Below are 22,566 nucleotides of genomic sequence, written 5' to 3' on the forward strand. Positions count from 1 at the left end.
GGCACCGCGCGACGTACCAGTGGGTGCGAAGCGCGGGCCGATAACCACCGCCCGACACGAATCGCAGCGCCGCATGTTGCCCAAGCTCCTGACCCAGATTTTCGGCAGTCGCAACGACCGCCTGCTTAAAGGCTATCGACGCACGGTCGAGCAGATCAACCAGCTGGAAGCCACCTTCTCGAAGCTGGATGACGCCGCGCTCCAGGGCAAGACCGCCGAGTTCCGGGATCGCCTGGCCAAGGGTGAAACGCTGGACGCATTGCTTCCAGAAGCCTTCGCCGCGGTGCGTGAAGCGGGCAAGCGCACCCTGAAGATGCGCCACTTCGACGTGCAGCTCATCGGCGGCATGTCGCTGCACGCGGGCAAGATCGCCGAAATGCGCACCGGTGAAGGCAAGACGCTGATGGCCACCTTGCCCGTGTACCTGAACGCCCTGCCCGGCAAGGGCGTGCACGTGGTGACGGTCAACGACTACCTGGCTCGACGCGATGCCGAGTGGATGGCCCGCCTCTACAACTTCCTCGGCCTCACCGTCGGGGTCAATGTGCCCGGCATGGACCGCCGGGAGAAGCAGGCGGCGTACGCGGCGGACATCACCTACGGCACCAACAACGAATACGGCTTCGACTACCTGCGCGACAACATGGTCCATGAGGTGGGCGACCGGGTGCAGCGTGGGCTGGCCTACGCCATCGTCGACGAGGTGGACTCGATCCTGATCGACGAGGCGCGCACGCCGCTGATCATTTCCGGCCAGGCGGAAGACCACACCGAGCTGTACCGTCAGATCAACGCGGTCGTGCCGAAGCTCACCAAGCAGATCGGCGAACTCGATCCGCGCACGGGCGAAGGCGTCGAGGTCCCAGGCGACTTCACGGTGGACGAAAAGAGCCATCAGGTCTTCCTCACCGAGGAAGGCCACGAGAATGCCGAGCGCATCCTCTCGGAAGCGGGCCTCCTGGTCGAAGGTGCGAGCCTGTACGACCCGGCCAACATCACGCTGATGCACCACGTGTACGCGGCGTTGCGGGCCCATCATCTCTACCACCGCGATCAGCACTACGTGGTGCAAAACGGTGAAGTGGTCATCGTCGACGAGTTCACCGGCCGTCTGATGACGGGCCGCCGCTGGTCCGATGGCCTGCACCAGGCTGTTGAAGCCAAGGAAGGCGTGCAGATCCAGAGCGAGAACCAGACGCTGGCCTCGATCACCTTCCAGAACTACTTCCGGATGTACGGCAAGCTGGGCGGCATGACCGGCACCGCCGACACCGAGGCCTATGAGTTCCAGGAGATTTACGGCCTGGAAACCGTGGTGATTCCGCCGAACCGTCCGACCATCCGCAAGGACGAGCTGGATCTGGTCTACAAGACCGCTCGCGAGAAGTACAACGCGGTGGTCGAGGACATTCGCGACTGCCACGAGCGCGGTCAGCCGGTGCTGGTGGGCACTACCTCCATCGAAAACTCCGAGCTGATTTCCGGCCTGCTGAAGAAGGCCCGACTGCCGCACGAGGTGCTGAACGCCAAGCAGCACGCCAAAGAGGCCGAGATCGTGGCCCAGGCCGGCAAGCCGGGCGTGATCACCATCGCCACCAACATGGCCGGTCGGGGTACCGACATCGTTCTCGGCGGCAACGTCGAGAAGCAGACACAGTTCATCGAGGCCGATGACTCGATCCCGCCAGAAGAAAAAGCCAGCCGCATCCAGAAGCTGAAGGATGAATGGCAAGGCTTGCACGATCAGGTCAAGGCCGCCGGCGGCCTGCGCATCGTGGCCACCGAGCGGCACGAAAGCCGACGCATCGACAACCAGTTGCGCGGCCGTTCCGGCCGGCAGGGCGACCCGGGCGCTTCTCGCTTCTACCTGTCGCTCGAAGACCCGCTGATGCGGATCTTCGCCGGTGACCGCGTCAAGGCGATCATGGAACGCCTGAAGATGCCCGAAGGCGAAGCCATCGAAGCCGGCATCGTCTCTCGTTCGATCGAGTCGGCCCAGCGCAAGGTCGAGGCGCGCAACTTCGACGTCCGCAAGCAGCTGCTCGAATACGACGACGTGTCGAACGACCAGCGCAAGGTGATCTACCAGCAGCGTGCCGAGATCCTCGAAGCCGAATCGCTGACCGACCAGATCGCCAACCTGCGCCGCGCCACGATGACGGATGTCGTGCGCAGCTTCGTGCCGGCCGAAAGCGTTGAAGAACAGTGGGACCTGCCCAGCCTGGAGAAGACGCTGCGCGACGAATGGCAGCTAGAAGTGCCGTTGCAGCCCATGGTGCAGGCCAGCGATTCCATCACGGATGACGAGATCCTGGAGAAGGTGTTGGCCAGTGCCGATGCGGCGTTCCAGGCCAAGCTGGATCTGGTCGGGGTCGAGCAGTTCACGCCCTTCATGCGAATGGTGCTGCTGCAGTCGCTGGATTCGCACTGGCGCGAGCACCTGGCCGCGCTCGATTACCTGCGCCAAGGCATCCACCTGCGCGGCTACGCGCAGAAGAACCCGAAGCAAGAGTACAAGCGCGAAGCCTTCGAGCTGTTCTCGCAGTTGCTCGACGTGGTCAAGATGGAAGTCACGCGCACGCTGATGACGGTGCGCATCCAGACCCAGGAGCAGGTGAGCGCGGCGGCCGAGGCGATGGAAAACCAGGCCGAGCGCATTTCCAACGTCACCTACACGCACCCAAATGAGGATGGCAGCGTCAGCCAGGAGGCCGATCTGTCGTCGGAGGTGCCGCGTGTCGGCCGCAATGATCCGTGCCCTTGTGGCAGCGGCAAGAAGTACAAGGCTTGCCACGGTCAACTGGCCTGATGCCACCATGGGCCAAGCCGCTTCGTCCAGCGCTTGGCCCGCCACCTGGGGTGAGGCTGCCGGCATCTGGATGCGTCTCGTGTGGCCCACGGACATGACCGACGCTTCGGCATCGGTCATTGCCAACTACTGCATTGCAGGCGGCGCATGAACCGCCAGACGCTGATCGACGCGCCCCGGCGATTGGGCTCTGAACGTCTGGTTCTCGAGGCGCCGTGCACCGCGCACGCGCCCGCTTTGCACGAGAGCATCAACGCCAGCCTCGAGACACTGTCGTTCATCGCCTGGGCCCAGTCGCCCTGGACGATCGAGCGCGCGGTGCGCTTCTGCGAAGGCGGATTGGCGATGGTCGAAGATGGCGAATGCCTCATCTTCAACGCCTTTCGTAAATCCGATGGGGCCTTCGTCGGGCGGGTGGATCTGCACACCTTTGACTTCGAAGCCCCTCGCGCCGAGATCGGCTACGTCGGCGACGCGCGTCATGCTGGTCAAGGGTTGATGCGAGAAGCCGTGCTCACCGTGGTGGCGGCGGGCTTCGAGCTGGGGCTGGCGCGCATCGAGGCGATCTCCGAGGTTGACAACCTGCGGGCGCTCCATTTCGCCGAGAAGGCGCTGGGCTTCCGTTGCGAAGGCCGGTTGCACCATCGTGAGCGCAATGCCCGAGGCGAGCTGTGCGACCAACTCATGTTCGCTGCCTTTCCCCCGATCGCGCCGCCCTGACGCGCGACGGTTTGCCGCGCGCATGGCACGTGGCAAACTCGTCGCGGCCCGCTCCTCGGTCGACCACGCGTTGACCCCACGCTGGCATCCCGCACGCAGCACACTCGTCCATGAGCGATCTGTTCCGAGTCGAGGCAGTGGATCACCAGCGGCAGCGCTTCCATGGCACTGTCGTGCTCGCGCGGCCCTGGTCGTTCGCCGCATTGACCACGCTCCTTGTCCTGCTGCTGGCCGCGCTGCTCGTGTTCGCATGGAACTTCGGCTTCACTCGAAAAGAAGTGGTGAGCGGTATGGTGGTTCCCGATCGGGGACTGATCCGCGTCGTATCGCCCATCGAGGGCCAGGTGGTCGAGGTGCGGGTGGCCACGGGCGATGCGGTGCAGGCCGGTGAAGTGCTGTTCGTCGTCCGCCGGGATCGCACCACGGCGATGGGTGTCGACCAGTCCACGATCAGTCGCACGTTGAACAGCCGCCTGCAGCGCTTGGAGTCTGAAGTGGCGCAGCAGGCCCGGCTCGCTCGGCTGCGCGAGCAAGAGTCGGCGGCGCGTGCGCATGGCCTGGCGTTGAGCATCGAGCAGCTCAGCCGTGAGCGTGGGCTGCAGCAGCAGCGGGTGCAAGTGCTGAAAGACATCGCCCAGCGCCACGCCGAGCTGGCGCGCGAAGGCATGATGACCCAACTGGCGGCTCAGACCAAGGCGGCCGAGGCGTTGGAAGAGGAGGCGAAACTGGCCGCGATGGACCGCGCCCGCGCTGATGCACAGCGCGAGCTAGAGACCGTGCGCGCGCAGCTGGCGCAGATTCCGGTCGAGTCGGCACGCCAGCAGTCTGAATCGCACCGCGACATGGATGAGGTGCAGCAGTTGCTCACCGAGAGCGAACTCTTGCGCGAGGTGAGTGTGCGAGCCGCGAGTGCGGGCGTGGTGGGCGCACTCTGGGTGGAAAAGGGTCAGCCGGCCAAAGAGTCGGGCGAACTGGCCACCCTGGTGCCCAGCGACGCCACACTGGAGGCAGAGCTCTACCTGCCCTCGCGGGCGGTCGGCGACTTGCGACCAGGGCAAGTCGTGCAACTGCGGTTCGAGGCCTACCCTTACGAGAAGTACGGGCTCATCCCTGGTCGCCTTCGCACCGTGTCCATGAGCCCCGTGCCTGCGGCTGAGCTGGCGGCGGGGCTGGCCCCGCCTGAAGTGGCCGGAACGGCGCGTGCGCTTTACCGGGCGCGGGTGGCGGTCGATGTCGCAACGCTCAGCCGACGCACCGGCAGTCCGCGGCCCCTGAAGCCCGGCATGCTGCTGAGCGCCAGCGTCGCGCTGGAGCACCGCAGCCTCGTGGAATGGGCCCTGGCGCCTCTGTGGGGCCTTGGCAAGACCTTGTAGCGGGCACGCATGTTCGACACCCTCTTTGCGGGCGGACGCTACCGGCTGCCCGTCTTCATCCAGACCGAAGCCACCGAATGCGGGCTGTGCAGCCTGGCCATGGTGGCCAACTACCACGGCTACCGCACGGACTTGGCCAGCCTGCGGCTTCGCTTCTCGATCTCGCGCAAAGGCGCGACGCTGGAAGCGCTGATGCGCATCGCCGAGGCCTTGCGCCTACAGACGCGGGCCCTGCGGTTGGACATGGAGCACCTGCCCCAGCTGCAACTGCCCTGCGTGTTGCACTGGAACATGAATCACTTTGTGGTGCTGAAGGCGGTCGACACCAGACACGCGGTGATCCACGACCCGGCGGTGGGCGAGCGGCGCCTCAGCCTGGCCGAATTCGCCAAGCATTTCACCGGGGTCGCGCTCGAAATCTCGCCCAGCCCGGAATTCACCGGCCAGGCGCGGCCGACCCGCTTGTCGCTCAAGGGCTTGATGGGCCGCGTCACCGGCCTGACGCGTGGGCTGGTCCAGATCGCCGTGCTGGCCGTGCTGCTTGAGCTGATCGCGATGGCATTGCCGTTCTACCTTCAGTGGGTGGTCGACCATGTGCTCGTCACGGCGGATGCCGACATGCTGTTGGTGCTGGCGGGCGGCTTTGCACTGCTGGTCATCGTTCAGGCCGTGATCTCGGCGGCCCGAGGCTGGTTCGTGGTCGTGCTCAGCACCAGCCTCAACTTCCAGTGGCTTGGCAATGTGTTCGCGCATCTCGTTCGGCTGCCGCTGGAGTTTTTCGAGAAGCGGCACATCGGCCAGATCCTCGCGAGCTTCGGTTCGGTGGGCGCCATCCAGCGAACCTTGACCACCCAGTTTGCCCAGACCGTCGTCGATGGATTGATGACGCTCGGGACGCTCGCGATGATGCTGCTCTACAGCCCGGCGCTGGCTTCAGTGTCCGTGGTGGCCGTGCTGCTGTACGGCCTGCTGCGCTGGGCGGTTTTCCGGGCGCTGCGTGAGGCCAGTGCCGAGCAGATCATCCATGCCGCTCGCCAACAGACGCACATGATCGAGACCGTCGGCGGCATTCAGAGCGTGCGCCTGTTCGGCAAGGCCGATGTGCGGCGCGCCGGCTGGCTCAACATGCTGGCCGATCAGTTCAACGCCGACCTGCGCATTCAACGCCTCGGTGTCACCCAGGACACCGCGCGCCAATTGTTGAATGGGCTGGAACGCGTGGTGGTCGTCTGGCTGGCCGCCAGGCTGGTGCTGGCGCATCAATTCACGGCCGGAATGCTGTTCGCCTACATGGCCTACCAGTGGCAGTTCTCCACGCGTGTGTCGGCCCTGGTCGACAAGCTGGCCGAGCTGTCGATGCTGGAGCTGCATGGTGAACGCGTCGCCGACATCGTCTTGCAGCAAACCGAAGGAGACAGCCAGCACCTGCCTGCCGAGATGGACCTGACCCGGCTGCCGATGTCCGTCGAGCTTCGCAACGTGAGCTTTCGCTACTCGCCCACCGAGCCCTTTGTTCTTCAGGGCGTCGACCTGCGCATCGAGCCGGGCGAATGCGTGGCGATCACTGGCCCGTCGGGCTGCGGCAAGACCACGCTGGTCAAGGTCATGCTGGGGCTGCTGCAGCCGACCGAAGGCGAAATCCTCGTAGGCGGCATGCGCCTTGGGCAATTGGGCTTGGCCAACTATCGCCGATTGATCGGCACCGTGATGCAGGAAGATCGCCTCTTCTCCGGCTCGATCGCGGACAACATCTGCTTCTTCGACCCCGATCCCGACCTGGAGCGCGTCGTCGAGAGCGCGCGACAGGCCGGTGTCGAGCGCGAGATCGTCGAGATGCCGATGGGTTTCCACACATTGACTGGTGAGTCCGGCATCGGCCTGTCTGGGGGGCAGAAGCAGCGCATCCTGCTTGCCAGGGCGCTGTACCACCGGCCCCGCATGCTGGTGCTGGACGAAGCGACCAGCCACCTGGACGTTGGCAATGAACGATCGGTGAATGCCACGGTGCAGGCCCTGGCGCTCACACGCGTGATCGTGGCCCACCGCCCCGAGACCATCGCGATGGCGGGGAGGGTGGTGGTGCTGGAAGAGGGGCGGTTGGCCGAGGCACCCCCCAGGAATCAGCGGCTCTGACGCTCTTTGTCGGGTGGGGGTAGGCCCAGACCCGGGAAACCTGCCGGACCGCCAGCCACCAATCGCAATTCAGTAGCGCTGAGTTCTCGCATACCTCTGAACTGCTCGGCAGACTTCAAGGTGATTTGGGGATTTCTCGTGGGCGCTCCTTGGCTGTGGAGCCTGGACACTTCTGCTCGAACTGTGGACGTCATTGCGTTCTCCCGGTGTTTAAACATGTAGCGACTGGGTGCCGTAGCACTCGCGGCGTCCCCGTCGCCGCAGCTATCGTCGTTGACGGGCCAGTAACTACACATCCCCCTGAAGAGCGATGGCTTCGAGGTTAGTCAGTTCAACGAGTCGGGTAGCAGGTAGCGCGTGCTCGGGCCCTTGCCCGTTTGGACGAGCAGGCCTCGGTCCGCGAGCAATCCAAGGTGCTTGGACGCGGTCGCCAGGCTGACGCCGCAGACTTCGGCGTAGCCGCTCTTGTTGATGGCGCCGGAAGTCATCAGCCGTCTTAGCGCAGCGTTGCGCTGCGCCGGCTGGAGAAGCTCGCTGGCGCCTTGTTGCCAACGTGCGTCCCATTGCTGTTCACGTGTCAACTCGCGCTCGAAAGAACGGCGCAACTCGTCGAGATCGGCACTGAAGTCGTCGCTGACTTGATGACGAGCTGCAATCGCCAGAGCCGTCTCGCGCTCCTTGGTAGCGATGTTCACGTAGGCACGCGCGATTGCCAAATGGGTTCGAACTTGCTGCGCCGGTGATTGGGGGCTGGCCAGGCTGAGTCGCAGTCTTTCTACTTCAGCCATCTCGGCGAAGTGTGCTGCATGCTCTGCGGGCAACAGTCGGTCTGGCCCGTCGCCCGTGCCGAGCACTTCCCGCTTCAGTGCTCGCGCGGCATCGGCCTGTGCATGTGCTTTGTCCTCCGTGCTCAGCCGGGCTGCGGCCGCGGCGTAGAAGTCACCGTTGGATTCATCTTCAGGATCGCCGCGTTGCTTGAATCGCTCGAAGTGCGCTTCTGCAAGGTTGTACTGAACGATGATTTGGTGAGCACGCAGACCGGCCTGCTGGGATATGCCGATCGCCTGGCGGTAGAAGTTGATGGCTTGGTCGAGTTCCCCCAGGCTGAAATAGGCGACTCCCAGATTAATGCATGCACCGGAAAGCACTTCGGGTTCAATTGGAAGTGCGGTGGCCGCCTCCAGCACCTTTTTTCCATACTCGATGGCCAGTTCGTACTGCTTCGCGTCGCTGTAGATAAGGCTGAGGTTGCGGTAGGTGTTGAATATGGATCGCTGGTGTCCCAGACGCTGGAAGATGACGAGTGCCTTGTGATGGTGTTCGAGGGATCGCAATGGATTTCCCATACACCGCCAATACTCGCCCCAAGTCTGCTCAAGAGCTGCCAGTGTCTCCTCGCCAATCGAATGGTGTCCATTGATGTTCAAGACCTGATCTAACAGGGCTTTGGCGCGAGGGTTGTTTCGTCGCAGGTAGAGCCACGCCAGATGCACGACGCATGACGCGTACTCATCCACCGCGCGCGACCGATCGCCGTCGCTTCCGCTTTCGATGACAACTCTGAAGCTGGCGATGCTTTGTTCGAAGCAAGCCATCGCACGGTCGCGATCACGCTCCTCCAGGAACTGACCCATCGCCGCGTGGGCGACGCCGACCTGCAGCGGATGGCCGGCACCCTGAGCGTACCGAATGGCCGCAGAGATGGCCTCGCCCTCTCTTTCTACCTCATGTCTCAGGTGCCACAAGTTGGCGCGACGAAGACTGAGCTCGACCTGTTCAACTGCATTCACCACATCGGACGCAGACAGCGCTTCGAGCATGCAGTCGATTTGCCCGCTTCCTGCGGCCTCGGTTCCGTAACGTTTGAGCGCTGCCAGGAATGCTGGTGTATCGGCTGAACGAAACAGATGCCACAGGCCGTCTAGGGCACGACCGGCAACGAAGCTGGCATCTGCCTGGCGCGCATGCCAGCTTGAGCCGTCCAGATCCACGAGCCCTCGCGCCGACAGCCATGTGTCGCAGTACTGCCGAAGAGTGAAGATATGAGTTCCCGTGGTTGGGGATTCGGCAAACAGGTCGACCAATTGACGCTTGGCTTTGTCGAGGTATCGATATAGGGTGCTGGGGCCCACCGCCCACAGCCCGCACAGGTTCTCGACCGGGGCTTCCTGCAGATGTCGTCTGTAGCGCGCGGGAAATGCTGGAACAGTGAGCAGGCCGTGATGGCACGCGAGGGCGAGCAGCGGGCGCCAACTCGTGCTGTGAAGCCATGCGTTGTCGTCGATGCCGTCCAAGCCGACTTTTCCGTCAGGACGTAGCCGGGATATGGCCCAAATGAGTGCCAGTTGAACGGCTTGCGTGACCCTTTCTGGGGGCGGCACCGCATCGCCAAGGGTGCCGATGACCGCATTGAGCCAGTTGTGCCAAATCCATTGCCGCAGTCGCGGATGCCTAACGCCGAAATCGGCCAGCCCGTCCCGGCGCTGCGCCGCCAGCGCGGCATTGACGACTGCTTCAACCGCGCGACGAGATGGAAAACTCCGAGGGGAGGTCATTCGGCCTACAACTTCAAGCTAGGGGGGCGGGAAGCGCCCGGGGGACCATCGTCCAGTGATCGTCTAGCGTACCGCCCGATACCGGTGGCAATCATGCATGGGGATGCTAGTAGCGACCGTGTAACGTCTCGCCCCACCCATGGCGATGCTGATCAAGATCGCCTTACGACTTTGCATCTGGAGGACAGCCGTGCACCTGCCTATTCTTTCAAACTCATTCGACAAGTCCGAGAGCGTCGTGCTCGTGGTTTTTGCGCCGTTCGGCACCGACGAGGTGCTTAGCGAATACCCGGATGGGCTGACGACGTCTGTTGCGATGCACCCGCTCTTGGTGGCACTCAAGGGGGTTGCCGCCGCAGGTACCCATGTCGTAGCGCTGGTTGATCGCGTTGAAGACAACACTTGGCTGATCGAGATTCCTGCCGGCCAACCTGACGCAGCGAAGCTGGACTCGCGCTGGAAGCAGGACATGACATCCGAACGAACTCTTGCGGGCTTGCTGGCTCAGGCGCACCAGCGTTTCCCGAGATCCAGCCTTGTCCTGTCGATCGAGGGGCACGGTGCAGGCTACCTGCCAGATCTTGATCGGCGACAGCTGACGTGGAGGAACGTCACGGAGCAGGGGAAGTTCGAGTGGCACTTTTCGGAAACCGACTGTGCGCCTGTGCACGCCGACGGCAGCCCAGTCCTTCCGATGGGCTGCCCTGGCTTGCCAATGGGTTGCCCTGGTCTTCCGGTGAACAGGACATTCATGTCGACACGCCAATTGGGTGAAGCGCTGCGCCTTGCCCGAGAGTGGGGGGCGCCCAGGCCGGCGGTGATTCACTTCAACAATTGCTTCAACATGTCGGTCGAGGTGCTGCACACGGTGGCACCGCATGCAGACTTTGCCACCGGCTACCCGAACTACAACTTCTTTACTGCCGGCGAGGCCTACCCCGCCGTGTTTCAGCGCCTGCAGGTTGCTGGCAGCGCAACTTCAGAGCAATTGGCCCATTGGTTCGCTGAGGAGAATCACAAAGCGCTCGCTGCCAAGCCCCGCCATCCCACCGTCGGTGGTGTGGTGCAGTTGTCGCGGATGTCAGAGATCGTGGACGGCGTGGATCGCCTGTCAGATGCATTGATCAAGGCCCTTCAGGGAGCGTCGCTCCTCGACCGGCCAAAGGTGATCGGGATGGTCCGACAGGCCATTTTCGATGCCCAGCAATACGATTCCCAGCCGGGCTGGGAACTCGAAGCGCCCGATCAACTGACCGATCTGTGCAGCTTGGCGGCATCGTTGCAGAAACACCTGGTTGGGTTCCCACTGGTGCAGTCGGAGGCTGCGACCTTGATGAAGCTGCTGAGCGGTATCAAGGCCTACGGTGACAACGACGTACCTTGGTTGGACGAGACCGACAAGATCCGGTGGGACTTCCGTGCTGAGACCTTGGCCATGAACATATTCCTTCCGGATCCATTGCTTGATGGCGTGTGGGATTGGCGCTCCAGCTACTACGTCGATGTGAACCCCGACAAAGACGTTCAGCGCGGTGTCATTGACTTCCTGACCAACACGACATGGGTCGACTTCCTCAAGGAATACCACCGGGAAGTACCGTTCAAGTCGTTTCACGTCGGTTCGATCCCGCCCTTGCCGGGCTTTAACCGTCGTGCGGAGCCAGTGCCGGAGCGCGCGGGCGACACCTGTGGAACTCCGCGTAAACCCTGGCCCTTCGGTCCGATTGCCCGCCGCCTGCTGGCCCTGATCGCTCGCCACGGGGATCGAACTTAGGGGGGTGATCGTCCGGTGTGTCCGGATGGATCGTCTGCGATTCGTCTCACACACCGGGCTCATCGACGTGCGGCGTGCGTCGAAACGGGAATCGTGACGCGGTGCAATGCATCCCGTGCCGGAGACGAAAGGATCTGGCGCTCCAAGCCCGGTGTCGGCATCGGCACCCTGAACAGCACCGCACAGGACAGGAAGGAGTTCCGGATGAATACGCTTGAAGACATGCTGCTGGCTGAACAAGCTCGTTGCCGCCAGTTGGCCCGTGAGTACAACGAGTTGGGTACCGCCGCCGCCTTTGCCCGCGCGCTGATTGAGGACTGCCTGCGCAGTGCCGAAGACGCGCTTCAGAACCGTCAACTGGTGGCCATGCAACGGGCTCTGGAGCGACTGCTGCGTTTCCAGACTCTGAATCACCTGGCCATTCAGATTTCGCACGGCGTGACGACTTCGCCGCGGCGATCGGCGCCGGCACCGGTGATGCGCGCCAAGCTGCCGCCGCCGGAGCAGTTTTTCACCTGGACGAGGGCGGCGTGAACGCCTTCGTCACGGCCGAAATGGCGGTTTGGGTGCCAGAAGACCTGCCGGCTCGCGCGGCCCCGGTGCCGTCGCCCGAGACCGCGCTGGCTGCACTCGACCTGCAGGGCCTTCGGCTGAGCGCCATGGTCGTGGCCGTGGCGATGCTGTCCGCGGTGGCAGCAGGGGTGATGTCCGCTTTCGGAACGATTTGAACGACGCTGTCAGTGGAGGACGGGCGAGCGGCCGGCATCTGATGCCGGCCGCTTTTCCTTGAGTGGTGCGTCCCTACAATCCGGGCCTCCCGATCGACCAAGGACCTGTCGCCATGCCCGTCAACCTCACCGCCCCCGATCCCGCGCAACTGGCTCCCGTCGCCGGCGTGACCCTGGGCATTGCCGAAGCCGGCATTCGCAAGGCGAATCGCAAAGACCTGGTGGTGGTGAGTCTGGACGAGGGGGCGGCCGTGGCTGGGGTGTTCACCACCAACCGCTTCTGTGCGGCGCCGGTGCAGATCTGTCGCCAGCATCTGGCCACCCATGCCGGCTCGGTGCGCGCGATCCTCGTCAACACGGGCAACGCCAATGCGGGCACGGGGGCCGATGGCCTGGCCCGCGCCCGCCGCAGTTGCGAGGCGCTGGCGGCCCAGCTCGGGATCCAGCCTGAGCAGGTGCTGCCGTTCTCCACCGGCGTGATCATGGAGACCCTTCCGGTGGATCGCATCGAAGCAGGGCTGCCGGCAGCGCTGGCCAACCGCTCGCCTTCGAATTGGGCGCGTGCGGCCGAAGGCATCATGACGACCGATACCTTGCCCAAGGCGGCGTCGCGCACCGTGGCCATCGGTGGGCGCGAAGTGCATGTCACCGGCATCTCCAAGGGTGCGGGCATGATCAAGCCCAACATGGCGACGATGCTCGGCTTCGTGGCCACCGATGCGGTGATCGATCCCGCCTTGCTGCAACCCTTGGTGAAAGCGGCTGCCGACGCATCGTTCAACCGCATCACGATCGACGGCGACACCTCGACGAACGACTCGTTCGTGCTGATCGCCACCGGCAAGGCGGGCCACGCACCGATCCAATCGTTGACTTCGCCGGAAGGTCTGGCCCTACAGCAGGCGGTGTTCGAGGTGTCGCGGCAGTTGGCGCAAGCCATCGTGCGCGATGGCGAAGGCGCCACCAAGTTCATTGCGGTCCAGGTCGACGGCGGGCGCAACGAAGACGAGTGCCGCCAGGTGGCCTATGCGATTGCCCACTCTCCGCTGGTCAAGACGGCGTTCTTCGCCAGCGACCCCAACCTCGGCCGCATCCTGGCCGCGGTGGGCTACGCCGGCATCGCCGATCTGGACCAAGGCCTGATCGATCTCTTCCTCGACGATGTGCATGTGGCCCGCGAAGGCGGCCGACACCCGGCCTACCGCGAAGAAGACGGGCAGCGGGTGATGAAGCAATCGGAAATCACCGTGCGCGTGGACTTGCATCGCGGCCCGGCGACGTCGACCGTCTGGACCTGCGACCTCTCGCACGACTACGTCAGCATCAACGCCGACTACCGCTCCTGAGTCAACGGCCCCTCGTGAGATACGGGGGGGGGTGTTCAGGCGGGTGAGGCGAGCACTTGGTCGCGGACTGCGCGGCGGTGGTCACTCCACATCGCCACGGTATTCAATCTTGCCGCGCAAGCGGGCGCGCGGGTGCACGTCGAGCAATGCGTCGTAGTGCGCATCACCCAGCAACGTGGCCGAGCCGGTGATCTCCAGCGTCTTGCGGGCGATCACGGTGCCGCGCACCTTGCCTTCGATCAGCACGTGATCGGCCTCGATCGTCGTGGCTTCGACCACACCGGTGGCGCCCACGTGGACGGTGCCACCGTTGTCGAGGTGAATGTCGCCCTTGAGCAGCCCGTCCACCTTCAGACCCAGATCGACCTTGGCGCTGAACGTGCCTTCGAATTGCGCACCCTCCGCGACGAGGCTCGAGATGGCGTTGAGTTGTTCGGCGGGCACCAGACGAGCCGGTGCGCGATGGGTGTCTTGGCCGTTCACGTCAAGGTTCTCCCGTGGGGTTGCTGGCGCCGGGCGCCGCAGAGGACGGCGATTGTGCCTGAGGGGGCGTGGTCGGGGCGATGCGGTTCACCAACGCTTGCAGATCGGGTGGCAGCCCTCCCAGCCAGGCGGGTGGCACACCGTGGTCGCGTCCCCAGGCGGCCCACCAGCCGGCGCCGGCCAGCAGCGCCGCAGCGGCGAGTTGCAAGAGCTTGATCAGCGCCCAGATCCACCATCGGCGTCGCACGCGCTGACGGGCAACCAGCGCATTGCGCTGCGCAGATCGCGCCAGCGCGGCACGGCGCAGTTCGTCGCTGGTGGCGACTCGGCGAGGCTCAGGAACGATCGGCTCTGACGCCATCGCCTTCCGGGCGCACGCGCTCCAGCTGGGCGTTCAGATCGGCGCCGTTGACCTGCAGGTGGGTGTAGCGGATGCGGCCAGACACCGAAGCGGTGTCATGCAGCGACACCCGGCCGCCTGCTGCGTCGAGCGTGCCCACCGTCTGCCCCAGGACGGAGATGTTGCGGGCACGGATATCGCCCACCACCGAGCCGGTCTGCGTGACGGTGACGTGGCCGCTGCCGTGGCCAGCCAGCTCGATGTCGCCTTGCACGGTGCCCGAGACGGTCAGCGAGCCATCGATGCGGGCCGATCCAACGAAAGACAGACCAGCGCCGAGTGTCGACACATTGGCGCCCCCGGCCCGCGGTGCGGCGATGGCTTGCACGGAGGTCAGCAGTGTGGGCAGACGATGGGTTTCGGGCATCGCCAGGCCCATCGGGATCGTCGGGATGTCGGCCGGAGGCGGTGGCGCCGAGGGTGATGCGGCCGCCGGTGTCAGGGCCGCGGCGTCAGGCTGGTCGTTGTCCATGGGCAGGCGTCGCGTTGAAGGGTGATGCGAAGGGGCCTGCGCCGGCGGCCTCAACCGCCGTGCAGCACCGGCAGGGACTGCGCGTTGCGCAAGGTCCTGAACGGCCCCTGGAGGACCGCCCCATCATACATGCGCAACTTCGCGGCGATCAGAGTGCCCGTGCTGACGCCGGTGCTCGCGACATAGGCCGTTCCCTGGCACTCGATCTCGGTCTGGTCATCGACTTCGTCATCTGTTTCGGTGGCCTCGCCAAGCTGTCCCAGCAGGTACAGATCACCCAGCACCCGAAAGCGCCCGATGAGCCTGGCGTCGTGCCACACGACCAGGCGCCCCGCGATTTCACCGACCCCCTGCAATGTGCCTTGCAGCAGCAACCCGCCCTTGAAGAGAAAGTCGCCAGCGAGCACCGTGTCCGCGGCGATGCGGTTCACGATGTTCATCTTCACCGGGTCGATGACCAGGGTGTCCTGCGTCTTGTCCAGCAATGGAAGGGCCCTCGGGTCGGTTGGCGTTTCAGTGAGCCACATGCAGAAAGATCCACCACAGCGCGGCAGACCACAGAGCCAGGATCGTCACCAGCGCGCCGACGAGCACCCGCCGCCGCGCCCGCGCCAGCGCGATGGGCGACACCGGCCGGCCCAGGCCGTCGTCGGCCTGAAGCGGTGAGACCAGGCCACGCGCGGCCTGTGCGAGCAGCTCGACCTGGCCCTCGACCAGATGCAGCTTCAAGCCATGCGACGGCTCGCGCCGCACGCCCACGCTGGGCCCCATGGAGATGACCATGGGCTCACCCACCACCTGTTCGGTGAAATAGCGGTCGACGGCCTCGCGATCCTGCATGTTGCCGAAATTATCCGTGATCGAACCCCGCGAAAGGGGGACAACGGCGCCTCGGTGCTCACTCGGGGGTTGCGTCGATCTGCAGCGCGCTGCTACGATGACCGCTCGCCTTCCAACACGCCTTGAACTGATTCCGATGAAGCCCTCTGCCTCCATTGCACGACGTTGCACCGGTCACCGACCGGCAGCACGCGTTGCCATGGCGGGAGGCGTCCCGCACTAGCGGTCACTCGGCCTGTTGCGCCCGTTCCCAGGGGCGCGCCGCCGGGTCTCCTCGGCGGAAGAATCGGAATCACGGCCCTTCCTCTTTCGTCGCATTTCTTGTCACGGCTGGCCCGCTTGGGGCTGGTGTGATGCGTGGCCGAGAAAGAAGAAACGACCCATGAGGTCTCTCATCGTTTCCCTGCTGAACCGGTTCAGGCTCAAGCCTGACGACCTGCTGCGCGACGCCGTCTACCGACGTCTGTGGACCTCCATCCTGATCAGCTCCCTCGGCGGGCAGGTGACGATGTTGGCGCTGCCGCTCACCGCGGCGGTGTTGCTCGAAGCCAGCCCCACGCAAATGGGCTTCCTGACGGCGATGGAGATCGCGCCATTCATCCTCTTCTCATTGCCGGGTGGGGTGTGGCTCGATCGCGTTCGAAAGCTGCCTGTCTACATCGCCGGCGAGACCATGCTCGCCTTGGCGGTCGCGAGCGTGCCCCTGGCTTGGTGGATGGGATGGCTGTCGATGCCTTGGTTGTATTCGGTGGCCTTCTTCATTGGCACGGTGTTCACGGTCGCGGGCTCGGCGGCGCAAGTGGTGCTGACACAGGTGGTGTCTCGCGAACGGTTGGTCGAGGCGCATGCCAAGAACTCGCTGGCCAGCTCGGGCGCCGAAGTGGCCGGGCCGGGCGTTGCCGGGGCGTTGATCCGCCTGCTGGGTGCGCCGGTGGCGCTGCTGGTCGATGCGTGCGCGCTGCTGGCCTCGGCGCTGATCCTGCGCGGCATCCAGGTGAACGAAAAGCGTGATGCCGCCCCCGGCGCCACGGCCTTCTGGACCGATCTGGTGGCCGGCCTGCGCTTCGTCGCGCATCAGCGCTTGCTCGTGGCTTTGGCGGTCTGCGTGGGCGCGCTGCAGATGTGTCACCACGCGGCGCTCGTCGTGCAGATCCTGTTCGCCACGCGCACGCTGGGCATGAGCGAGCAATCGATTGGCCTCAGCTACGTGGGCCTGGGTGTGGGGACGGTGGCTGCCAGCTTGCTGGGTGATCGCATCAGTCGCCGGATCGGCCCCGGCCCCTGCCTGGTGCTGGGCTTTGCGATCACGGGCAGCGGCTGGTCTCTGTTGTCGGTTGCACCGGTGGGGCCCTGGGGGGTGGCTGCTTTTGTCGCGATGCTGGGGTTGTTCGGATTCGGCGCGGTGTTGGTGTTCATCAACTTCCTGGCGCTGCGCCAGGCGGTGACGCCCGAGCCGCTGCTGGGCCGCATGACCAGCACCATGCGCTGGTTGACGCTCCTGGCCGCAGGTCCGGGCGCCTTGCTGGGCGGTTGGCTGGGCGATCACTGGGGGCTGCGGGTGGCGCTGGCGTTCTCCGGCGTCACCGCCTTGCTGCTGGCGGTGGTGGCGTGGCAGTGGGGCACCATCCGCGGTGTGCGTGCGCTGCCGAAGACCACCCATGTGCATGCGGGCGAGGCGCTGGCCGAAGGGTCGGTTTGACCGCGCCTGAGCTGGCCCGGGCCTCGAGGGGGATGAGGCAACCGGGGCGGCCTGGCGTCTTCTCAGGTGCCGGGATGCGCGTGGCGTGATCCGCGGTGGATGCTTCGGCTTGCACCGCGGCGCGCTGGGGAGACGCCAGTTCAGCGCATGGACAGCCGATACAGGGCGCCCAGCCCTTGCGCACCGCTTTGGGTGGTGCCATACAGCTGCCCGTCAGGGCCGACGCACAGCGACCCCGTGGGCGTGCTGCCGTCGGCGCCGTTCTCGGTGAAGCGGTGGATCAGCCGCAAGCGGCCGCGCGGGGTGATGCGAAAGACTGTGCCGTAGCTCTGCGGCGAGCTGCCGCCTTCGAGCGTGGTGCCGTACAACGCACCGTCCGGCCCGGTGATCAGGCCACCATCTGGATAGGCACCATCGTTGTCGCCGCCGGCGAAGTGGTGCAGCACGGTGTATTGGCCCGAGGCGGAAAGTTTGAAGACCACACCCCGGTCCCAGGCGCCACCACTGGTCGTGCAGCCGTAGAAATGCCCGTCGGCAGCCAGCAGCAACGGCGCGCGCACGTCGCCCCCGTCGGTCTTGCCATCGAAGGCCTTCACGACCTCGAAGGCCGAACCGTCGGTGTTCAAGCGGAAGATGGTGCCCTGGCCCTTCGGGCCGCGCATCATGTTGCTGCCGTAGAGCTTGCCGTCCGGCCCGAAGATCAGCGGGGCGCGGCTGGACGCCCCATCGGTCTTGGGCTTGAACCGGTGCAATTGCTTCAATTGACCGCCGGCGCCGCTGCTGAAGCGGAACACCGATTCCGCCGTGGTGCCGTAGAACTGCCCGGCTGAGCCCTCCAGCAGCGCGGCCTGCGGCATGCGCATGCCATTGAGCTGGCCGAACTCGCCGCGCACGGTCATCGCGGCGTCGGTGGACAGCGTGTAGATCGTTCCTGCGAACTGCGCGCCGCCGAACAGGCTGGTGCCCCACAGCAGGCCGTCCTGTCCCACGATGAGGCCGGATTCGGGCTCTGCGGGTTCGTCGGTGGCGTAGTCCAGGTGGTGCAGCACTTCATAGCCACCCTCTGTCGACCAGCGGAAGAGGGTACCGAGCCCGCGTTCGCCACCCATGGCGTGGACTCCGTACAGCAAGCCGTCCGGCCCGAAGACCAGGCCGCCCACGGCACGCGAGCCATCGGTGCCAGTGAATGCGCGCAAGGTCTCGCTGCGCCACGCCGGGGCGGCGAGCGCGGTGCCCGGCAGCCCGAACAGCGTGCTGCCGCCGGCAGCGGCCAGGCCCATGAGCACGCGGCGGCGGCTTGGCAATGAAGGGTGTGAAGTCATGGGAGTGCCTTTCTCGTGCGAGGGGGAGCGAGGAGGTGGGAGGGGGAGGTGGGCAGACGAGTCGCGATGCTCGGACTGCCCTTACCCTCGCTCCATCCCTAGCGAGTCCTTTGGCCTTCCCTAAGGTCGATGCAACCTTTTGCGCCCGTTCGGGCACGCGGGGACGCGCCTGTGGGTTCAGTGCGCCCCGCCGCGGCGTTTCAAACGCCGGGCGAGAAGGCGTCCACCGCGTCGGTGATGATCCCGTCGATGCCCATCGCGAGCAGTTGCTGCGCCGGTGCGGGGTCGTTCACCGTGTAGACCAGCGCCCGCAGGCCGCAGCTGCGCAAGTGCTGGATGAGCGCCGCATCCATCAACTGATAGTTGGTGATCGCCGCCACGCAGCCCAGGTGCTGCGCCACCGTCACCCAATTGGGCCAGTGCGTGTCGACCAGGAGGGCACGGGGCAGCTCAGGTGCGACATGGCGTGCACCGACCAGGGCCTCGGGGCGGAACGATGAGAGCAGGGGCGGTACCGGATCGCCCGCCCACAAGCGTTGCACCTCGGCGGCCACGAGCCGCCCGGTCCGCTCTTCGTCGCCGGGCGTGGGCTTGATCTCCAGATCGAGCCAGTACCCGTTGCGGCGCAGGAACGCGGCCAGCCCTTCGAGGCTGGCCAGGGGCTCGCCCGCGTAGGCTCGGCTGTGCCAGCCTCCGGCGTCTAGCCGCGAAAGCTCGCTCCACGAGAGATCGGCTGCGCGCCCGCGCTGGTTGGTGGTGCGGTTCAACGTGCTGTCGTGCAGCAGGAAGGGCACGTTATCGGCCGAGAGCTTCACATCGCATTCGAAGGCTCGGTAACCGTATGACGCCCCCAGCCGAAAGGCGGCCAGCGTGTTCTCGGGGGCCAGCTTGCCTGCGCCGCGGTGGGCAATCCAGCGCGGATGGGGCCAGTCAGGAAGGGTCATCGCTTCGGGCGTGGGGTCGAAACAAGGTTGCCCGAGTCATCATGTCACACGCCGGCCTGAACCGCTGTCGAACCAGTGAAGATGTTCAGGCGATGCGGACAGCATCAACCGGTCGCCCACCTTGGGCGGGGTCAGCGTGCTGGCCATGCGCAGCGTGAAGGCGGCGCCGCCGAGCCGGCCATGCACCAGGCGCTCGGCGCCCAGCATCTCGACCAACTCCACCTGCAAGGGCCATCCGCCCGCCGAAGCAGGCTCGGCGTGTTCGGGTCGTACGCCCAGTGTGATGGCGCCCGCCCGGGGCGCAGGGTGGGGCAAGGGCAGAACCGCGTCGCCCACCTTGAAGCCATCGCCATGGGCTTCGCCCTGGATCAGATTCATGGGCGGCGAGCCGATGAAGCTCGCGACGAAGGTGGTGGCCGGCCGTGCGTAAACCTCTTCAGGGGTGCCAATTTGCTCCATCACGCCGGCGTTCATCACGATCATTCGTTGGGCGAGGGTCATGGCCTCGACCTGGTCGTGCGTCACGAACAGCGACGTCACCTTCAGCTCGCTGTGCAGTTTCTGGATCTCCAGCCGTGTCTGGGCCCGCAGCTTGGCGTCGAGGTTGGACAGCGGCTCATCGAACAAAAACACCTGCGGCTGGCGCACGATCGCCCGCCCCATGGCCACCCGTTGACGCTGGCCCCCAGAGAGCTGGCGCGGCTTGCGTTCGAGCAACTGCGTCAGCTCGAGAATGCGTGCTGCCTTCTTCACCCGCTCGTCGATCTCGGCCTTTGGGCGCTTCGCGATCTTCAGGCCGTAGGCCATGTTGTCGTACACGCTCATGTGGGGGTAGAGCGCGTAGTTCTGGAACACCATCGCGATGTCGCGCTCGGCCGGCTCGAGCTGGTTGACCACACGCGGCCCGATCGCGATCTCGCCGCCGGTGATCTCTTCCAGCCCGGCCACCATGCGCAGCAGGGTGGATTTGCCGCAGCCCGAGGGCCCGACGATCACGATGAACTCGCCATCGGCGATCTCGGCGTTGACGCCGTGGATCACCTTGTTGATCTGGGCGCCTTGGCCGTAGCTCTTCTCGACCTTGCGCAGGGAAATGCTTGCCATCGTTTGTCTTGTCTCTATTTCTCGGAGTCGACCAGGCCCTTGACGAACCATTTCTGCATCAGGATGACCACGATCGCCGGGGGCAGCATCGCGAGGATGGCCGTGGCCATCACCACGTTCCACTCGACATACACCTCGCCGAAGATCGCCCGCTTGATGCCGAGCACGACCGGGTACATGTCTTCGCTGGTGGTCACCAGCAGCGGCCACAGGTATTGGTTCCAGCCGTAGATGAACTGGATGACGAACAGGGCGGCGATTGAGGTGCGCGACATCGGCACCAGCACGTCCTTGAAGAACCTGAGCGGGCCGGCCCCGTCGATGCGGGCGGCTTCCACCAGCTCGTCAGGCACGGTGAGGAAAAACTGCCGGAACAAGAAGGTGGCCGTGGCCGATGCGATCAGCGGCACCGTCAAGCCCGCATAGGTGTTCAGCATGCCCAGATCCGACACCACCGCGTAGGTGGGCCCGATGCGCACCTCCACCGGCAGCATCAGCGTCACGAAGATCATCCAGAACACCAGGCCGCGCAAGGGGAACCGGAAGTAGACGATCGCGAAGGCCGAGAGCAGCGAGATCGCGATCTTGCCGATGGCGATGGTGAGCGCACAGACCAGGCTGACCCACAGCATCGGCGCGACCGGCGCGATGGTGGCGCCACCGCTCGTCTTGCCGCCGACCAGGGCCAGCCGGTAGGTCTCGATCAAGTGGCCGCCCGGGACGAGCGACAAGGGGTGGCTGCTGCTGATCTGCTCGGCCGTCTGCGTTGAGCCGACAAAGGCGATGTAGACCGGGAACACCACGATCAGCACGCCCAGGGCGAGCACGAGGTGCGACAGCAGCGTGAGGGCAGGGCGACGTTCAACCACGTGACCTCCGCCTCAGTACTGCACCCGCTTCTCGACGAAGCGGAATTGCACGATCGTCAGCGCGACCACGATCAGCATCAGCACCACTGATTGGGCAGCCGAGCCGCCCATGTCCAGCGCCTTGAAGCCGTCGTAGTAGACCTTGTAGACGAGGATCGCGGTGTCTTTGCCGGGCCCGCCATGGGTCGCGGCATCGACGATCGCGAAGGTGTCGAAGAAGGCATAGACGATGTTGATCACCAGCAGGAAAAACGTGGTGGGCGTGAGCAGCGGGAAGACGATGGTCCAGAACCGTTGCCAGGGCGAAGCGCCGTCGATGGTGGCAGCTTCCACCAGCGACGGCGGGATGGACTGCAGCCCGGCCAGAAAGAACAGGAAGTTGTACGAGATCTGCTTCCACACCGCGGCCATCACGATCAGCGCCATGGCGTGGTTCGAGTTCAGCAGGTGGTCCCATGGAACGCCCGCCGCCTTCAGTGCATAGGCCAGCACGCCGTAGGGCGACGCGAACATCATCAGCCAGAGAACACCGGCCACGACCGGCGCCACCGCGTAAGGCCAGATCAGCAGCGTGCGGTAGACCAATGCGCCGCGAACCACCCGGTTGGCCATCACCGCCAGCAGCAGGGCGATGCTCAAGCCGGACACCGCCACCAGCAAGGAAAACACTGCGGTCGTCTTGAACGATTCGAGGTAGCTGCCGTCGGCAAACAGCCGCTGGAAGTTCTCGGCGCCGACGTATTCGACGGAGGTGCCGAAAGCGTCCTGCTGCAGAACGCTTTGGTACACCGCTTGGCTGGCGGGCCAGAAGAAGAAGACGAGCACGATGGCCATCTGCGGTGCGATCAGCACCCACGGCAGCCAGCGTGATTGGAAGCGAACGCGCTTTTCCATCGATCAACAAACCGGTAAAGCCCCCGACGCCGGGCGGCAGACGTGCCGCCTCGCCTCACGCTGCCGTGGCAGCACGGTGAGGCGAGCCGGTCGCCGCCGCT

At 65.1% G+C, this 22,566-nt stretch carries 21 protein-coding genes; 10 read left to right on the top strand and 11 right to left on the bottom strand.

The window, feature by feature from the left end; translation table 11 throughout:
- Positions 1-73: 73 nt before the first annotated feature.
- From secA to AACH06_RS04865, 5 genes are all read left to right on the top strand, one after another.
- A complete protein-coding gene (gene secA, locus AACH06_RS04845; protein ID WP_341424493.1) occupies positions 74-2,809 on the top strand; it encodes a preprotein translocase subunit SecA in 2,736 nt (911 codons plus the stop codon).
- Positions 2,810-2,816: 7 nt separating this feature from the next.
- Positions 2,817-2,960 carry a hypothetical protein gene (locus AACH06_RS04850; RefSeq protein ID WP_341424494.1) on the top strand — a complete coding sequence of 48 codons (144 nt, stop codon included), beginning with the start codon at positions 2,817-2,819 and terminating at the stop codon, positions 2,958-2,960.
- Complete coding sequence (locus AACH06_RS04855) at positions 2,957-3,529, top strand: GNAT family N-acetyltransferase (RefSeq protein ID WP_341424495.1); 573 nt, start codon at positions 2,957-2,959, stop codon at positions 3,527-3,529. The genes AACH06_RS04850 and AACH06_RS04855 overlap by 4 nt, the downstream gene beginning before the upstream one ends.
- Before the next feature lie 110 nt (positions 3,530-3,639).
- Positions 3,640-4,902 (top strand): HlyD family secretion protein, encoded by a 1,263-nt coding sequence (locus AACH06_RS04860; RefSeq protein WP_341424496.1) that lies wholly within the window; start codon positions 3,640-3,642, stop codon positions 4,900-4,902.
- A 9-nt stretch (positions 4,903-4,911) separates the two neighbouring features.
- Complete coding sequence (locus AACH06_RS04865) at positions 4,912-7,035, top strand: peptidase domain-containing ABC transporter (protein WP_341424497.1); 2,124 nt, start codon at positions 4,912-4,914, stop codon at positions 7,033-7,035.
- A 326-nt stretch (positions 7,036-7,361) separates the two neighbouring features.
- Here AACH06_RS04865 and AACH06_RS04870 read toward each other — a convergent pair whose 3' ends face one another.
- A complete protein-coding gene (locus tag AACH06_RS04870; protein WP_341424498.1) occupies positions 7,362-9,590 on the bottom strand; it encodes a tetratricopeptide repeat protein in 2,229 nt (742 codons plus the stop codon).
- A 139-nt stretch (positions 9,591-9,729) separates the two neighbouring features.
- Here AACH06_RS04870 and AACH06_RS04875 point away from each other — a divergent pair, with 139 nt between their 5' ends.
- From AACH06_RS04875 to argJ, 4 genes are all read left to right on the top strand, one after another.
- The gene (locus AACH06_RS04875; protein ID WP_341424499.1) at positions 9,730-11,364 is read left to right on the top strand and encodes a clostripain-related cysteine peptidase; all 1,635 of its coding nucleotides are present in this window, start codon (positions 9,730-9,732) and stop codon (positions 11,362-11,364) included.
- A gap of 204 nt (positions 11,365-11,568) precedes the next feature.
- Positions 11,569-11,898: a hypothetical protein gene (locus tag AACH06_RS04880; RefSeq protein WP_341424500.1), complete on the top strand. Its 330-nt coding sequence runs from the start codon at positions 11,569-11,571 to the stop codon at positions 11,896-11,898.
- Positions 11,895-12,092 (top strand): hypothetical protein, encoded by a 198-nt coding sequence (locus AACH06_RS04885; protein ID WP_341424501.1) that lies wholly within the window; start codon positions 11,895-11,897, stop codon positions 12,090-12,092. The genes AACH06_RS04880 and AACH06_RS04885 overlap by 4 nt, the downstream gene beginning before the upstream one ends.
- A gap of 113 nt (positions 12,093-12,205) precedes the next feature.
- Entirely contained in the window at positions 12,206-13,438 is a 1,233-nt protein-coding gene (gene argJ, locus AACH06_RS04890) for a bifunctional glutamate N-acetyltransferase/amino-acid acetyltransferase ArgJ (RefSeq protein ID WP_341424502.1), read from the top strand.
- Between the two features lie 81 nt (positions 13,439-13,519).
- Here the strand turns inward: argJ and AACH06_RS04895 are convergent, their stop codons facing one another.
- Genes AACH06_RS04895 through AACH06_RS04915 form a run of 5 tightly spaced genes read right to left on the bottom strand, consistent with a single transcriptional unit; the run spans position 13,520 to position 15,633 of the window.
- Entirely contained in the window at positions 13,520-13,921 is a 402-nt protein-coding gene (locus AACH06_RS04895; protein ID WP_341424503.1) for a bactofilin family protein, read from the bottom strand.
- Between the two features lies 1 nt (position 13,922).
- The gene (locus AACH06_RS04900; protein WP_341424504.1) at positions 13,923-14,282 is read right to left on the bottom strand and encodes a hypothetical protein; all 360 of its coding nucleotides are present in this window, start codon (positions 14,280-14,282) and stop codon (positions 13,923-13,925) included.
- On the bottom strand, positions 14,257-14,793 hold the full coding sequence (locus AACH06_RS04905; protein ID WP_341424505.1) for a bactofilin family protein: 537 nt from the start codon (positions 14,791-14,793) through the stop codon (positions 14,257-14,259). The genes AACH06_RS04900 and AACH06_RS04905 overlap by 26 nt, the downstream gene beginning before the upstream one ends.
- Positions 14,794-14,843: 50 nt before the next feature.
- Positions 14,844-15,278, bottom strand: coding sequence for a polymer-forming cytoskeletal protein (locus tag AACH06_RS04910; RefSeq protein ID WP_341424506.1), 435 nt, complete (start codon positions 15,276-15,278; stop codon positions 14,844-14,846).
- Between the two features lie 28 nt (positions 15,279-15,306).
- A complete protein-coding gene (locus AACH06_RS04915; RefSeq protein WP_341424507.1) occupies positions 15,307-15,633 on the bottom strand; it encodes a hypothetical protein in 327 nt (108 codons plus the stop codon).
- A gap of 382 nt (positions 15,634-16,015) precedes the next feature.
- On the opposite strand from AACH06_RS04915, the gene AACH06_RS04920 reads away from it, so the two are divergent.
- A complete protein-coding gene (locus AACH06_RS04920; RefSeq protein WP_341424508.1) occupies positions 16,016-17,332 on the top strand; it encodes an MFS transporter in 1,317 nt (438 codons plus the stop codon).
- Between the two features lie 140 nt (positions 17,333-17,472).
- Here the strand turns inward: AACH06_RS04920 and AACH06_RS04925 are convergent, their stop codons facing one another.
- The 5 genes from AACH06_RS04925 to ugpA all read right to left on the bottom strand — a co-directional run bounded on the left by AACH06_RS04925 (position 17,473) and on the right by ugpA (position 22,465).
- Positions 17,473-18,654: a choice-of-anchor tandem repeat GloVer-containing protein gene (locus AACH06_RS04925; protein ID WP_341424509.1), complete on the bottom strand. Its 1,182-nt coding sequence runs from the start codon at positions 18,652-18,654 to the stop codon at positions 17,473-17,475.
- A gap of 200 nt (positions 18,655-18,854) precedes the next feature.
- Positions 18,855-19,598 (bottom strand): glycerophosphodiester phosphodiesterase, encoded by a 744-nt coding sequence (gene ugpQ / locus AACH06_RS04930; protein WP_341424510.1) that lies wholly within the window; start codon positions 19,596-19,598, stop codon positions 18,855-18,857.
- Between the two features lie 39 nt (positions 19,599-19,637).
- Positions 19,638-20,702, bottom strand: coding sequence for a sn-glycerol-3-phosphate import ATP-binding protein UgpC (locus AACH06_RS04935; RefSeq protein WP_341424511.1), 1,065 nt, complete (start codon positions 20,700-20,702; stop codon positions 19,638-19,640).
- Between the two features lie 14 nt (positions 20,703-20,716).
- Positions 20,717-21,571, bottom strand: a complete 855-nt coding sequence (gene ugpE / locus AACH06_RS04940) for a sn-glycerol-3-phosphate ABC transporter permease UgpE (RefSeq protein ID WP_341424512.1) — start codon at positions 21,569-21,571, stop codon at positions 20,717-20,719.
- A 12-nt stretch (positions 21,572-21,583) separates the two neighbouring features.
- Complete coding sequence (gene ugpA, locus AACH06_RS04945) at positions 21,584-22,465, bottom strand: sn-glycerol-3-phosphate ABC transporter permease UgpA (RefSeq protein ID WP_341424513.1); 882 nt, start codon at positions 22,463-22,465, stop codon at positions 21,584-21,586.
- Positions 22,466-22,566 lie beyond the last annotated feature (101 nt).

This window comes from Ideonella lacteola (assembly GCF_038066555.1).
Taxonomy (GTDB): Bacteria; Pseudomonadota; Gammaproteobacteria; order Burkholderiales; family Burkholderiaceae_C; genus Ideonella; species Ideonella lacteola.

What these genes read in the sequence shown, in the direction of transcription:
- secA (WP_341424493.1), top strand. Translation starts at nt 74, where the DNA reads ATGTTGCCCAAGCTCCTGACCCAGATTTTCGGCAGTCGCAACGACCGC.
- AACH06_RS04850 (WP_341424494.1), top strand. Translation starts at nt 2,817, where the DNA reads ATGGGCCAAGCCGCTTCGTCCAGCGCTTGGCCCGCCACCTGGGGTGAG.
- AACH06_RS04855 (WP_341424495.1), top strand. Translation starts at nt 2,957, where the DNA reads ATGAACCGCCAGACGCTGATCGACGCGCCCCGGCGATTGGGCTCTGAA.
- AACH06_RS04860 (WP_341424496.1), top strand. Translation starts at nt 3,640, where the DNA reads ATGAGCGATCTGTTCCGAGTCGAGGCAGTGGATCACCAGCGGCAGCGC.
- AACH06_RS04865 (WP_341424497.1), top strand. Translation starts at nt 4,912, where the DNA reads ATGTTCGACACCCTCTTTGCGGGCGGACGCTACCGGCTGCCCGTCTTC.
- AACH06_RS04870 (WP_341424498.1), bottom strand. Translation starts at nt 9,590, where the DNA reads ATGACCTCCCCTCGGAGTTTTCCATCTCGTCGCGCGGTTGAAGCAGTC.
- AACH06_RS04875 (WP_341424499.1), top strand. Translation starts at nt 9,730, where the DNA reads ATGGCGATGCTGATCAAGATCGCCTTACGACTTTGCATCTGGAGGACA.
- AACH06_RS04880 (WP_341424500.1), top strand. Translation starts at nt 11,569, where the DNA reads ATGAATACGCTTGAAGACATGCTGCTGGCTGAACAAGCTCGTTGCCGC.
- argJ (WP_341424502.1), top strand. Translation starts at nt 12,206, where the DNA reads ATGCCCGTCAACCTCACCGCCCCCGATCCCGCGCAACTGGCTCCCGTC.
- AACH06_RS04900 (WP_341424504.1), bottom strand. Translation starts at nt 14,282, where the DNA reads ATGGCGTCAGAGCCGATCGTTCCTGAGCCTCGCCGAGTCGCCACCAGC.
- AACH06_RS04905 (WP_341424505.1), bottom strand. Translation starts at nt 14,793, where the DNA reads ATGGACAACGACCAGCCTGACGCCGCGGCCCTGACACCGGCGGCCGCA.
- AACH06_RS04915 (WP_341424507.1), bottom strand. Translation starts at nt 15,633, where the DNA reads ATGCAGGATCGCGAGGCCGTCGACCGCTATTTCACCGAACAGGTGGTG.
- AACH06_RS04920 (WP_341424508.1), top strand. Translation starts at nt 16,016, where the DNA reads ATGAGGTCTCTCATCGTTTCCCTGCTGAACCGGTTCAGGCTCAAGCCT.
- AACH06_RS04925 (WP_341424509.1), bottom strand. Translation starts at nt 18,654, where the DNA reads ATGACTTCACACCCTTCATTGCCAAGCCGCCGCCGCGTGCTCATGGGC.
- ugpQ (WP_341424510.1), bottom strand. Translation starts at nt 19,598, where the DNA reads ATGACCCTTCCTGACTGGCCCCATCCGCGCTGGATTGCCCACCGCGGC.
- AACH06_RS04935 (WP_341424511.1), bottom strand. Translation starts at nt 20,702, where the DNA reads ATGGCAAGCATTTCCCTGCGCAAGGTCGAGAAGAGCTACGGCCAAGGC.
- ugpA (WP_341424513.1), bottom strand. Translation starts at nt 22,465, where the DNA reads ATGGAAAAGCGCGTTCGCTTCCAATCACGCTGGCTGCCGTGGGTGCTG.